General features: G+C 39.7%; 16 protein-coding genes. All 16 read right to left on the minus strand.

What is annotated here, in order from left to right; genetic code table 11:
• Positions 1-117: 117 nt before the first annotated feature.
• The 16 genes from H7U04_RS03670 to H7U04_RS03745 all read right to left on the minus strand — a co-directional run bounded on the left by H7U04_RS03670 (position 118) and on the right by H7U04_RS03745 (position 13535).
• Positions 118-810, minus strand: coding sequence for a methionine ABC transporter permease (locus H7U04_RS03670; RefSeq protein ID WP_002883771.1), 693 nt, complete (start codon positions 808-810; stop codon positions 118-120).
• On the minus strand, positions 810-1877 hold the full coding sequence (locus H7U04_RS03675) for a methionine ABC transporter ATP-binding protein (protein WP_201059313.1): 1068 nt from the start codon (positions 1875-1877) through the stop codon (positions 810-812). Before H7U04_RS03675 ends, H7U04_RS03670 begins: the two co-directional genes overlap by 1 nt.
• Positions 1870-3243, minus strand: a complete 1374-nt coding sequence (locus tag H7U04_RS03680; RefSeq protein ID WP_104020632.1) for a M20/M25/M40 family metallo-hydrolase — start codon at positions 3241-3243, stop codon at positions 1870-1872. The genes H7U04_RS03675 and H7U04_RS03680 overlap by 8 nt, the downstream gene beginning before the upstream one ends.
• Before the next feature lie 60 nt (positions 3244-3303).
• Positions 3304-4206, minus strand: coding sequence for a MetQ/NlpA family ABC transporter substrate-binding protein (locus H7U04_RS03685; RefSeq protein ID WP_002889939.1), 903 nt, complete (start codon positions 4204-4206; stop codon positions 3304-3306).
• A 159-nt stretch (positions 4207-4365) separates the two neighbouring features.
• Entirely contained in the window at positions 4366-5214 is an 849-nt protein-coding gene (locus tag H7U04_RS03690) for an amino acid ABC transporter substrate-binding protein (RefSeq protein WP_002889937.1), read from the minus strand.
• 165 nt (positions 5215-5379) lie between these two features.
• Complete coding sequence (locus H7U04_RS03695; protein WP_002889935.1) at positions 5380-6096, minus strand: ABC transporter ATP-binding protein; 717 nt, start codon at positions 6094-6096, stop codon at positions 5380-5382.
• A gap of 1 nt (position 6097) precedes the next feature.
• Complete coding sequence (locus H7U04_RS03700) at positions 6098-6877, minus strand: energy-coupling factor transporter transmembrane component T (protein WP_201059315.1); 780 nt, start codon at positions 6875-6877, stop codon at positions 6098-6100.
• Positions 6874-7851, minus strand: coding sequence for a cobalt transporter CbiM (gene cbiM / locus H7U04_RS03705; RefSeq protein ID WP_073689639.1), 978 nt, complete (start codon positions 7849-7851; stop codon positions 6874-6876). Before cbiM ends, H7U04_RS03700 begins: the two co-directional genes overlap by 4 nt.
• 3 nt (positions 7852-7854) lie before the next feature.
• Positions 7855-8694: an urease accessory protein UreD gene (locus H7U04_RS03710; protein WP_201059317.1), complete on the minus strand. Its 840-nt coding sequence runs from the start codon at positions 8692-8694 to the stop codon at positions 7855-7857.
• Between the two features lies 1 nt (position 8695).
• A complete protein-coding gene (ureG, locus tag H7U04_RS03715) occupies positions 8696-9310 on the minus strand; it encodes an urease accessory protein UreG (protein ID WP_048790675.1) in 615 nt (204 codons plus the stop codon).
• Positions 9311-9339: 29 nt separating this feature from the next.
• Positions 9340-10053 carry an urease accessory protein UreF gene (locus tag H7U04_RS03720; protein ID WP_002886562.1) on the minus strand — a complete coding sequence of 238 codons (714 nt, stop codon included), beginning with the start codon at positions 10051-10053 and terminating at the stop codon, positions 9340-9342.
• Complete coding sequence (gene ureE / locus H7U04_RS03725; RefSeq protein WP_002949549.1) at positions 10043-10495, minus strand: urease accessory protein UreE; 453 nt, start codon at positions 10493-10495, stop codon at positions 10043-10045. Before ureE ends, H7U04_RS03720 begins: the two co-directional genes overlap by 11 nt.
• 140 nt (positions 10496-10635) lie before the next feature.
• Positions 10636-12354, minus strand: a complete 1719-nt coding sequence (ureC, locus tag H7U04_RS03730; RefSeq protein WP_002886560.1) for an urease subunit alpha — start codon at positions 12352-12354, stop codon at positions 10636-10638.
• Positions 12355-12369: 15 nt separating this feature from the next.
• Entirely contained in the window at positions 12370-12681 is a 312-nt protein-coding gene (locus H7U04_RS03735) for an urease subunit beta (RefSeq protein WP_002886559.1), read from the minus strand.
• Between the two features lie 11 nt (positions 12682-12692).
• The gene (locus H7U04_RS03740) at positions 12693-12995 is read right to left on the minus strand and encodes an urease subunit gamma (RefSeq protein ID WP_002886558.1); all 303 of its coding nucleotides are present in this window, start codon (positions 12993-12995) and stop codon (positions 12693-12695) included.
• Positions 12996-13019: 24 nt separating this feature from the next.
• Entirely contained in the window at positions 13020-13535 is a 516-nt protein-coding gene (locus H7U04_RS03745) for an AmiS/UreI family transporter (RefSeq protein WP_048790674.1), read from the minus strand.
• Between the last annotated feature and the right edge of the window lie 192 nt (positions 13536-13727).

The following is a 13727-nucleotide window of genomic DNA, read 5'->3' on the forward strand; positions in this document are numbered from 1 at the left end:
ATTAACTCCTTTTTATGGTTAGCTCAACCATAAAGTATTCGATAGCTTCCATACTATGATAAATATCTGAAACCGTCAAGACATGAGAAAAGCCTGTGGCAAACAGGCTCTCAAATCCTATTTATGACTCAATTTACGGGTCAAGAAATCACCCAAGAATTGGATAAGGAAAATCAAAATCAAAATCAAGAAAGTTGCCAAAATGGTAACTGATGTACTTGAACGGTTATATCCATAGTAGATGGCGATGTAACCAAGACCACCGGCACCGATAGCACCGGCCATTGCAGTTTCACCCACAAGGGAAATCAGAGTTACGGTTGATACACGAACCAATTCTGGGAGCCCTTCACCAAGGTAAACTTTAATCGTATCCCAAAGTGTTGCGCCACTAGCTTGTGCTGCTTCAATAACGCCACGGTCAAGATCTGCAAGTACCACCTGTACTTGACGTGCAAAGAATGGGAAAGTCGCAGCTGACAATGGAACCAAGGCCGCTGTCATACCAAGGTTAGTCCCCACGATAAAGTAAGTGAAGCCTTTCAAAATTGCCAAGAGGATGATGAAAGGAATGGCACGGAAGATTGAAGTGATTTTATCCAAGATTTGGAAAACAAATTTATTTTCAATGACTCCACGAGGACCTGTCAATACCAAGAAGAGCCCCATAACAAGACCAAGAAGCCCCCCAATGATGAAGGAAATAACCGTCATATAGAGAGTCGCATAGATGGCGTCTGGCCAAGAGTTAACCCCCTGCATACCAATACGATAAATATCTGGAAAGTTTTGTTGAATCCAATCTGCCATTATTGGGCTCCTTTCTTAAGTACTTGCAAGCTGACACCTGCATTTTCAATCGCTTTTTGGGCAGCAAGAACCTTATCTGCCTCACCATCCAATACAACGACCAATTCACCAACAGGTGTATCACCTAGAATCTCAAGGTTACCGTAAAGGATGTTACTTGAAACTCCGTAATCTTTGAAAATTTCAGTCAAGAGTGGCTCATCTGTTGAAGAACCAGCATATTTAAGTTGAACGAGAAGGGCTGAGTTTGGTAAGTTTTTCACTACGGGTTGTGCATTAATCTTAGCCAAGGCATCTTCAATCCCTGCAGCAGTTTCAATAAATTCTTGTGTCAAATCTTCTTGTGGATTTGAGAAGATATCAAGAACACTGCCCTCTTCCAAAAGTTGACCATTTTGCATAACAGCCACACGGTTACAAATGTCTTTAACAATTTGCATTTCGTGGGTGATCATAACCACTGTCAAACCAAGCTTTTTATTCAAATCCTGCAAAAGTGAAAGGATCTGCTTAGTTGTTTTTGGGTCAAGAGCTGAGGTAGACTCATCTGAAATCAAGATTTCAGGATCATTAGCCAAGGCACGGGCAATCGCTACACGTTGTTTTTGACCACCTGACAACTGTGCCGGATAGTTTTCGGCACGATCAGCCAAATCAACCAATTCCAAAAGACCACGAATTTTTTTGTCTTTCTCTTCATTGCTTAATTTAGAATGACGAAGAGCAAAAGCTACATTTTCATAAGCCGTCTTTTGAGCCATAAGGTTAAAGTGTTGGAAAATCATCCCAATCGTTTGACGTTTCTGGCGCAATTCTTTTGTCGACAATTGGACCTTACCATCTGCAAAAGTCACATCTTTACCGATAGTGATTTTACCAGCTGTAGGCACTTGTAAAAGATTGATCGCACGCACAAGGGTCGATTTACCAGCCCCTGAATAACCAACAATTCCGTAAATATCACCTTTCTCAATCTGGATAGACACATCCTTAACCGCTTGAATAGTGCGGCGTTTCTGCGTAAAGGTGATATCAATATTTTTCAAATCAATAATGACATTACTCATAACTTGCAATTAACTCCTTAATTAGTTCAATGTGGGTGTAGTAATCTGCTAGACTAACATTTTCATCCCCACCATGGTCACGACTGTTAGCATTCCCTATACCAAAGGCTGCCATAGGAACACCCAAAGCCTGATAAATCATATGCATAGGCCCCGTACCTGCTGCTGTTGGAAGGACAGCGACACCTTCTTCATAAAAGCCTTTTGCTAACTCAATAACATTGACAATAGCTGGATCAGACATATCACTTCGATAACTTTCTTCACCAAGAGTGAAGGTTACCTTGATACGGTCAAATCCTTCTTTTTTGAGGTGAGCCTTAATACACTCCAAAACGTACTCAGGTGTCAAGCCAGGGACCAAACGCATCTCCATCTTAGCTCTGGCTTGAGCTGGTAAGATGGTCTTAACCCCTTGCCCCTGATAACCTGTTGAAATTCCCTCAATAGAAAGAGCAGGCTCAAAATAGTAAGTTTTTAAGAACGCTCGGCGGTCACTTTCTAAAATGGGTAGTTTTAAGCCGTAAATCCTACGAAGACTGTCTGCATTTTCAATGGCATAAGTTTCGATAAGATTCATCTCTCGTTCATTTGGTTGGACAATCTTTTCATAGATGCCGTCGATAAGGATACGTCCCTGATCATCTCTCATGCTTGAGATAGCATTAAGCAAGTACCATGACGCCGATTCAATCACTGCACCAAATTTAGAGTGGATATCAACATCAGCACTCTCGACAGACAAGTCAAAGGTAATAATTCCCTTGTTGCCACCTGTGATTTCCAATTGACCTTTACTATTTCGGTTCCCTTGCTCCCAAACCAATAGGTCTGCTGGAAGAAGATCATCTCGGTATTTTTCTAAATATTTTTCAAGGTCTGTTGATGCTGATTCTTCAGCACCTTCCATCATAAACGTAATATTTACAGGAAGATCTCCGACCTCACGAATGTACTTACGAAGAGCTGTCAACCGAGCTGTGATATGGCCCTTATCATCGTCGACACCACGACCATACATATATCCCTTTCGAACAGTCAGACGGAAAGGTTCATCGGTCCATGGCTGATCATTGTCCGCAGGAACAGTGTCATAGTGTTGATAGAAAATAATTGTTTTCGCTTCTGGATTTGGACTCTTGAATTTCGCCAAGACAAAAGGTGCCGTATGGGTCTCGTCAATTGTCACCTCTGCGCCAACACCAGAGAAAATCTCACCAAGGTAAGCAGCTACATCATAGAGACCAATATTTTGAGCAAAAATAGATTTTTTAGAAATCAAAGTCCGCAAAACTTCAAAATAGTGCTGAGCAATTTCATCGTTACGAAATTTTCGTAACTGCTCTTCTTCACTTGAAAATGCCATCAAATCGTCTCCTTCATACACGACAAAACGGCGTGCTCTCACACGCCCTCTGTCCTTAGCTTATTTCTTTGAATTAGCTTTCAATTGATCTTGTGTTGGGGCACCTTTCCATGCTGGAAGGTCAACCTTGTTAGATGCATCATAGATGATTTGCGCTACTTCATCATTTTGGTAGGCTTTAATCAAAGTCTTGATAGCATCAGCTTTATTTGATTTTTCCCAATCTTTATTAGCTGCAATGATATTGACCCAATCTTTTAAATCTTGGCTTGGATCTTCTTGGAAGAGAGTTGTGTCATAGTCAACGTTTTGTTGTTGTGCGTATGAGTTGTTAACAACTGCTGCATCAACAGATGAAAGAGTTTGGGCAGCTTGTTCAGCTGCGATTTCTTTGATGTCCAATTTCTTTGGATTTTCAGAAATGTTCTTGATAGTTGCCAATTCACCATCTTTAACATCCAACTTAATCAAACCAGCTGTTTGAAGAAGTGTCAACGCACGGCTTTCGTTTGTACCATCATTAGGTACTGAGATAGTAGCTCCATCTGGAAGCTCTTTAACATCTTTATACTTAGCTTTTCCGTTTTCAGTACCTGAGAAAAGGTGGATTGGGCTAAGAAGTGTGTCAGCTGCCGCAACAACATCACCTTTATTTTCTTTGTTCCAGTTGTTTAAGAAATAAATGTGTTGGAAAGCATTAACATCGATTTCGCCGTTTTTAAGGGCTTCATTTGGTTGGTTGTAGTCTGTGAACTCTTTCAACTCGATAGTAACACCCTTGTCTTTAGCCAATTCTTTGACTTTATCCCACAATGGCTCAGTAGTGTCATCCAAAGTCATAACACCAACTGTTAATGTTTTATCATCTTTAGCTGATTTGTTACCGCCAGCACCACAAGCAGTCAAAGCTACTGTTGAAGCGACTGCCAATCCTGTAATTCCGAGAATTTTTTTAAGTTTCATAACGAACTCCCTTTAATTGTTTTAAGTGTAAAATTATTATCCCATAGGATAAGAATTGTAGCAAATTGTTTATAATTGTATATCTCTATAGTTTTTAACTATAACGTGTCCTAGATTTTAATTATATGAAAAAGCTGAGAATCATTCCCAGCTCCTTTCTTATTTTTTGCTTGGAACTTTCAAAGCGTCTTTAGTTGGAATATAATCTTTGTTTCCAAGGAATTTTTCAGCCAACTTAGCCAAAGTACCATCTTTTTGGAGTTCTTCCAAACGTTTGTTTACAAATTTTTGAAGATCTTTTTGGTTATCTGCGAACAAGAAGTAGATGTATGGTTGTTGATCAGATTTAAGTTCAATCGTCTTCAAGTTGCTCAACTTATTATTTTTGATAATTGAATTAACAGTTGGTGCATCAAAAATCTTGAAGTCGTACTTACCTTCATTCAAACTTGTCAACATTTGTGTAATATTTTCATTTGTGTAGTTAAGTTCAACTGGCTTGTCTGAATGTTTCTCATTAAACTCTGTCAATTGAGTAGCTGTCGATGTTCCTTGAACAACCTGCGTTGAGTGTCCAGCAATATCATCATATTTCTTAATATTACTATCTTTTGGAACAGTCAAAACAGCTGGTGTGGTACCAATTGGATATGAGAAGAGATATTTTTGGTCACGTTCTTCTGAATAAGAGATATTGTTCCCAGCCATTTGGTATTTAGCTGAGTCAAGACCTGTGAAGACTGAAGACCATTCTGTTTTTTGAAATTTCACTTCATATTTGTCAGAGTCTTTGAAGACTGCTTTGGCCACTTCCACATCGTAACCAGTCAATTCACCGTTTTCTTCATATGAGAACGGTGCTGTTGTCCCAACAGTGGCAAAGTTAATTGTTTCTTTAGCACCTGAAGATTTAGATGCTTCTTTTGATGATTTAGATGAACATGCAGCAAGCAAAGCTACTGAAGCAATGGCTACACCCGTAATTCCAAGAATTTTTTTAAGTTTCATAATACTCTCCTTTGAGATTGATTGTTTTTATTGTAACAGAATTCACTAAGCTTAACTAATACTTAAACATAATCAAGGTGATAAGAAAATACTATCACCTAAAAATATCAATTGTTTGACAAAGAAAAAAGTAGGAAACCTAGAACGATTTCCTACTTATCCTTACTAATAATGTGACAAACGCTCAACTACTTGCTGGTTACTGAGCACTTCCTGGGCAGGAAAGAAATCAGCTTTGCCATCTTCGAAAAGAAGAACATCAGCCTTTTCATGATGAAGGTGCTTGAAGTGGTGAGCAGACATGATAATAGTTTTTCCAGCTGAATGAAGGTCATGTAGAAGTTCCCTAAAAAATTCTTCATATTCTTTAGAAAGATTATTGAAGGGTTCATCAAGAATATACACATCTGGATTAGTTACCATGATACTGGCAAAAGCCACTTTCTTCTTTTCTCCACCAGACAGTTGATAGGGAACGCGATCTCTTAAATCGTCAATTTTAAGCAGGGATAGCGTGTCTTGAACGCGCTGTGAGACTTCTTCTTCGGTTAGACCTAGCTGGCGAGGACCAAAAGCAATCTCATCATAGACAGTACTATTAAATAACTGACTATCCACATCCTGAAAGAGGATTCCGAGGCGACTATAAAAATCTCGTTTTTGACGTTTGTCCTTCAGCCAATCTTTGAGGTCCTTCCCTAGGAAAAGAATGCGACCAGATTCTTCCTGCTTGAAGCCGGTTAATAAACTGATAAGACTTGATTTCCCAGTCCCATTTTCCCCCATCAACATCACATATTGTCCTTGTCTAATCTCCAAATCAAGACCAGTAAAGACCTTTTTTTGTTCATAGGCACAGGCCACTTGATTCAATTGAAACATCTCATCCTCCTAACAGAATCTGTCCTAAAATCACTGCTACTAGACCTATCAAGGCCAGCCAGTCCTTCCATGTGAATGACTGTGATGACTTGACATACTCACCAACAAAGCAACGTGCTTCCATGGCTTGAGTCAGTTCCTCACCATAGCGTATAGCTTTAAGGTATAAAATTCCCCAGATATTACTTCCAATTTGGAAACGGTGGTTACCACCATAGCTACGTGCCTCAATTCCTTTAAGCAAGTCCATTAATTGTTTCCCAAAAACATCAATATATTTTATGGTAATATCCAACTGGAGTAGGATAAGGTCAGGAAAATGCAGACCCTTTAGGGAAGCTAACATCTCACTTATCGTACTCGTCTCCGAATAATAGGCAATGGCCAAAGCAATCAAGGGAAGCCTTAAAAGAAAAAGCGATTGACCTCCGCTAAGTAAGAGATGCGGTAGATAAAGAACTAAAGGGAAGATCAACAACACTACAGTTTTTTTCAAAGTTCTTACTAAAACAGAATGCGGTAAAAAAGCCACGCCAGCTCCTAAAAACAAGGCTACAATCCACAAAACTGTGAGATTTCGGCTAATTCCCACTGAAACAAGTAAGAAAAAGAGAAGTAAAACCTTAGCTGTTGGATGAAAGACTGATGCTACTTTTAAAGGATGCGTTTCAAACTTTTGAAGAAGAGCTTCCAGATGGTGACGATTCCGGATAAGAAAGTTATTTCTACCGACTTTAGTGACTACTGGGCGCTCTTCCGACATCCAATCTGGCAGAATCATTTCTCAACCTTTCTACCGAAAATCAAGCGATAGAGGATGAAGAAAATCAAAACAGCAGAGGCAGCGCTCAGGATATAACCCAAAACTTCTGGAATGCCTGCGATACTATAATCTGGGAAGAGGGCATTGAATGAAAAACCATTCAACATTCCTTTTGGCGCTTGGGCTTCCACATGGTAATGAGACAATTTTTCTACCAACTCTTTGACATCCCATTCTGCAAAAGCTGTTCCCGTCGCCAATAAACCAAGTGGCGTTAGGATAATTAAGGCTAGGATAAAGAGCAATAAAGGACGTAGTTTTTTAGTCGTTATTTCCTGAGTATTATCAATATTCAAACGTTCAATGAATTCTTGAACACCGGCTGTAAAAAATCCTTCTACCAAGCCGATAAGCAGGTGAGTCAAGCCCATTACTGGAAGCGTCACTCTCAAAGGGTATGGATTGTAAAGCGGATTACCACTGCTATCTTTAAAAAGAATCGGTTGAATTCCTAGTAAAACCGCAACAGTCAGGGCCGCAACTACAATTCCAATATAACCTCCAAAAAAGCTAGCAATTATCCTGTTCTTTGTCCACTTATTCAAGAGTTTATAAACAGCATAACCCACAAATGGCATGACAACAGCCATACAAAAGGCATTAGCACCAAAGGCCAAAATACCACCATCACCAAATAGCAAAGCCTGCATAGCCAGGGCTACACTAACTGCTAAACAGGAAGCCCAAGGCCCTAACAATATAGCAATTAGTACTGCCCCAACAGCATGAGCACTCGTTCCACCAGGGGCTGGAAGGTTAAACATCATGATAAGGAAGGACAAGGAAGTCCCAATTCCCAACATAGGAATCGTTTTTTTATCAGTATCAACTTTAACCTTTACTTCCTTGACAGCCTTATACCAAATAGGCAACATAACTGCCCCCATTGCCGCACAAGTCGTAGGACTTAGGTAATTTTCAGGAATGTGCATTTTTTATCTCCTCATATCATTTTTTCTCAAATTTAAAGGACTTAATCCATGTATTTCTTGTCTAAAATAATCAGCACAAGCATAAATCACACGGCGATTATCTTCAGCTGTCTTTCCCAAAATACGTAACACCAGACCTGGGATATCTAAGGATGAAATGGCAAAATCAGACTCTAGATTTAGCCCTTCTAAGTGCTTCTGCAAAGCCTTAACAAAGGTATCGTCAATAGCTGGGGACACCATAATCAAACTATTGTAATTGCGCCATCCCTCAAAATAACCAAGCTTAAACATATCTTGTTTCTGAGGCTCTAAGAGAGTCTGATCGCTATAAACAAGCTCATTATCTTGGTAAATTTGTGTCAAATTACGAAAATAATGGTATTGAAACGGTAAATCCTCATGAGACCAACCTGCCGTCACACCATCTGAATAAATCAAGTGGGCAGACTTATCCATATCAATACGACTTGTTTGGAAATAGCGTGATTTTAAATAGGGAATGACTTCATCAGCCATATACTCCAAATAACTATCTTCTTCAAGTCTGATTGACGTATTCTGTTGTGTCAACTGCCCTTTCTCACACTTGTAAACATAGGTCGGTGTTTGGGTTGTCACTAGGGCATGAGCATCTTTATTAACATCAATCGTTACTTGATACTGCTCACCCTCGACAAAGCCCCCACCCATATTAATTAGGAAATAATAAGGAACGCCATTAGCATCTGAATTATCCGCTGACACTCGAGAGTTACCTTCTTGGTATTTCTTGTGGGAAATTGTACGACCATTTCGATTTGAAAATCCAAGATGGACAAAGCCATCATAAACTTGTGTCATCTTACAAGTCCTCTAGTAGGAAATTCTTGCGAATCCATTCTTCTACTTCCTTAACATTGTCATCATTATTCAGATTTGTAAAAATGAAAGAATCTTCGTTACGGAAATGAAGGGTATCTTCACGCATACGATCTAGGTTAGCTCCAACATAAGGTGCAAGGTCAGTCTTATTGATCAAGAACAAATCACTCTTAATCATCCCTTGACCAGCCTTACGTGGGATTTTTTCACCCTGAGCAACGTCAATAATATAAATGGTAAAATCAACCAAATCAGGACTGAAGGTCGCAGCTAAGTTATCCCCACCACTTTCAAGGAAAATAACATCCAAATCATGGTCAAAGCGCTCTTGAAGAGTTTCAATCGCTTCAAAGTTCATAGAAGCATCCTCACGAATCGCAGTATGAGGACATCCACCAGTTTCTACACCAATGATACGGTCTTCATCTAAGCTTGAATTTTTAGCCAAGAAAAGAGCATCTTCTTTTGTATAGATATCGTTAGTAATAACTGCTAAATTTAAGTCGGACATACGTCGTGTAAGACGCTCAAGTAAAAGAGTTTTACCTGAACCAACAGGTCCACCAACTCCAATAATTACAGTACGTTTTGTCATTGTTTTTTCCTCTCAACCTTGTTGATATTTTAGGACATGAATAGGCGGAATACCTGTGTTTCATGTTTCATCTGAGCTAATTCAAGACCAGGCGTATTGGCCCCAAGGTAGGACGCGTCCAGTTCTTGAATTTCCTGTGTCATTTTTTCTAATTGCGAAAAGCTACGTAAAACAATCTCTTGTCCAGCAAACTGTCCAAGTGGAATGGCACGAACAGCATTTTGAACCATCGTCGAAATCACGCTATAGCCATAAAGTGCAATGGCTTCACTACATCCCAAGCCCTTGTTAAACACATAGAGCGCAAAGACAATAGCTGGATTGCCGAAGACCTCACCCTTACGTATTTTGGACTGATAGTCATCCAATACCGGAATAGCATGAAGCCTTTGAATGAGTCGAAGCATTTGCTTAGCAATCATTTTAGTCCCCTGTCTTGTTTCACGCGCTTGCGTCGAAACTGTCAAGACCTTATCATAATGCCAAACCTGCTCTAAGTTGTCTGTAGCCATAGCATCATAAACCAGTTTGATTACAAGACCTTCACCATATTTAAACTGACTAGCTAAATAGGCTTCTTGCCACTCTTCGTAACCTTTATCATCTGTTACAGTGTCTTCGCGCAGATAATTTTCCATCCCAAAAGAGTGGTTAAACGATCCAATTGGAAAGGTTGAATCGACAATTTGCACAATTTCAAGATAATCTTGCAAAGACACATTAGCAAAAGGATTAATGTTCATGGGCAGTTAAATTCACATGGCGTAGGGGCTTATCAAGGACCACTTCTTCAATCGTGTAGGCAATCTCTTTTTGAGTCAAGACTTGCTCTACAACTGGGTCAACCTCTAAATAAATCTTGGCATCTTTCACCTCAATCGGTTTATGAGTATTCCCAAGAATATGAGCTGTGATTCCCATTTCATCCATATCTTTAGGTGAGATGACAATCAAATCCTGTGACTCAACACCAATAGCTAGGACATGGTGATCATCGATAAAAAAGGCAGAGCCATTTTGCAATTTTTGTCCCTTATCAAGACGAATACCAAATTCATTCCCGTGATCACTCTTCACACGAATAATTTTTTTGTTAAGGTCATCACTCGAAAGAATGACTGTTTCAATATGGTATTTGTCCACATCGATATCTTTAACAAGAGCGTCTACTTTTGTAAAAATCATACTTTTTCCTTTTCTATTACATTTTAAAAATCTAGCATCAAACTCATATAGCAACTTAATTAAGCGCTAAAAATGTTATGGCTATAAAATACAAAAGAGGTTGGAGGAAAAATTCCAGCCTCATTTATATAGCGTCTTCCTTAGAACAAGAAATAACGTTGAGACAATGATGTCGTATGGATTGGTTCACAAGTAACCAACTCATCATCAATAAAGACATCAAAGGTCTGTGGATCGATACGGATTGTTTTTGGAGCGTAGTCATTAAGCTTCATATCACGCTTAGTCAAGTTACGCGTATTCTTAACAGGAAGAACAATCTTATTCAAACCAATTTCTTCTTTGATACCGTGATCATAAGCATATTGAGAGACAAATGTAAGATTTGTTTCATGAACCGCTTGACCGTAAGCACCATATAATTTACGCATGATACGTGGTTGAGGTGTTGGAAGACTTGAACCAGCGTCACCCATAACACCATAAGTTAACATACCACCCTTAAGCACCAACTTAGGTTTTGCACCAAATTGTGCTGGTTCCCAGATAACCAAATCTGCAAATTTACCAACTTCTACAGAACCGATATAGTCTGCAATACCGTTAGTGATGGCAGGGTTAATTGTATATTTAGCCACGTAACGTTTGATACGGTTATTATCGTTAAACTCTGAATCCCCTTCAAGCGGACCACGCTGAGCTTTCATCTTATCAGCTAGTTGCCAACAACGCATGGCTACTTCACCGACACGTCCCATAGCCATGGCATCTGAAGTCATGATACTAAGGGCACCCATATCATGAAGAACGTCTTCTGCAGCCACTGTTTGTTTACGTACACGTGATTCAGCAAAAGAGACGTCTTCTGGAATTTTTGGATCCAAGTGGTGGCAAACCATAACCATATCTAACAACTCACCAATAGCATTTGTAGTGTATGGGTTAGTTGGGTTAGTTGATGATGGCAAAATATTTTCCTTACCAGCAAAGACCATAATATCTGGAGCATGTCCACCACCTGAACCTTCGGTGTGGAAGGTATGAACGGTACGACCTTGGAAGGATTCCAAAGTATTTTCCATAAATCCACCCTCATTCAAAGAGTCAGTGTGGACCGCAAAAGAAACATCGTATTTATCCGCAACTTTAAGGGAATTATCAATTCCTGCGTAAGTCGCACCCCAGTCCTCGTGTGTCTTAATTCCTGCTGCACCGGCCTTAATTTGCTCTTCAACCACTTCAGTCTCAGAACCAACACCTTTGGCAAGGAAACCAAAGTTAGCAGGCATATCATCAACAGCTTGCAACATACGAGTAATATGGAATTTACCTGGTGTACATGTTGTTGCATTACTTCCATCAGCAGGACCAGTACCACCACCAAAGAGGGTAGTAATCCCGTTATCCAAACCAAATTCAGGAAGGTCGGCAGAAATATAGTGCACGTGAAGGTCAATACCACCAGCAGTCACAATCAAACCTTCAGCAGCAATGGCTTCTGTACTAGCACCCACAACAAAGTCCACATTGTCCATTGTATCTGGGTTACCACCGCGACCGATAGCAACAATCTTACCATCACGAATACCGATATCCGCTTTAATAATACCTGTATAGTCAATGATGGTTGCACCTGTAATAATGGTATCAACAACTGATGGATTGTCACGTGTTTCCGTAGCACTAACACCCATACCATCACGCAAAACTTTACCGCCACCAAACTTAGATTCCTGTCCATAAACAGTAAAGTCTTTTTCAATGGCTGCAAAAAGATTGGTATCTCCAAGACGTACGCTATCACCTACAGTTGGTCCGTAGTGTTGAGCATACTCTTCACGATCCATTTTAAAACTCATCGATTTGTCCTCTTTCTAGTCTAAGAAACCATTGACCTTGTTATTGAAACCAAAAATACGACGTTTCCCTCCAAAGTCAATAAGTTGTACTGTTTTCGTTTCACCTGGCTCAAAACGAATGGCTGTACCTGCTGGAATATCTAGACGTTTGCCTCGCGCCTTTTCACGATCAAACTGAAGACCAGCTTCGTTTGCTTCATAAAAATGGTAGTGAGAGCCCACTTGAGCAGCACGGTCACCCACATTTTTCACTTCAAGACTAATGGCTTCGTAACCACCGTTATAATCAATTGGCTCACTCGCCACATGGTATTCACCTGGAATCATTACATTTCTCCTTACTGAATAGGATCATGAACAGTAACCAGTTTTGTACTGTCCGTAAAAGTAGCTTCAACTTGAATCATTGGAATCATTTCCGCAATACCTTCCATAACATCTTCACGTGTTAAAAGATTGCGAGCTTCATCCATCAATTGGGCAACAGTTTTACCTTCTCTTGCACCTTCAAGCACATAGTCTGTAATCAAAGCAACCGCTTCTGGATGATTCAATTTGATTCCTTTATCTTTACGTCGTTGAGCAATCATAGCCGCAAGGCTAATCATCATTTTTTCCTGCTCACGCATTGTCAATTGCATCGTTTTTCCTCCTTAAATCAATGCTTACCACTTGCCCCAAAGCATCAAAAGCCCTGGAATCCAAGCTGTTACAATTCCTTCAAAAATAGCTAGGTAAGGGACAAATTTCCCTAGGTGCTTCTTAAGGTTAATTTCAATAAAGGCAGTTAGCCATAGAATACCCCACAAGAACCAAATAATACCATACCAAGCATTACCACCGTATCCAGATGTTAAGCAAAGAATCCCTGCTGGTAGCGTATTAATCGCCACAAATAAACTAAACCACCCATACAAACGTTGATCAAAATCGAAAATCGTATTGATAGCTGAGTAAAGGTAGGTGAAGGCAAATAAAAGGCCAGTGGCGCTACCATAAAACCATTCAGCGCCTTGCCCTGTACAAGCTCCATAAGCAATGACAATAATGTTGAGAATCAACCCCAAACCACCCGTAAAGATATTCATGACAACATTTGACTTATCAGGAATACCCTCTAAACGATGGAGTCCATTACTCATCAAAACCATACCAACATAGAGTAGGATGACACCTAACATAAGAACCTCCTAAGTTTTTTATGTTAATATCATACTACTTTGACAACACATGTCAACGAATTTTCAGAAATTTTGCAACATTTACATATTAGTCAAGCTAACATGTGGTGTCAAAAAATGACATTACATTTGGTAATTCTCAATAGGAGTCCTTTGCTTAATCCCAGATAAATAAACAGTTAATCTATAAAA

The sequence above is a fragment of the Streptococcus sp. 22.1 genome (genome assembly GCF_016648645.1).
Taxonomy (GTDB): domain Bacteria; phylum Bacillota; class Bacilli; order Lactobacillales; family Streptococcaceae; genus Streptococcus.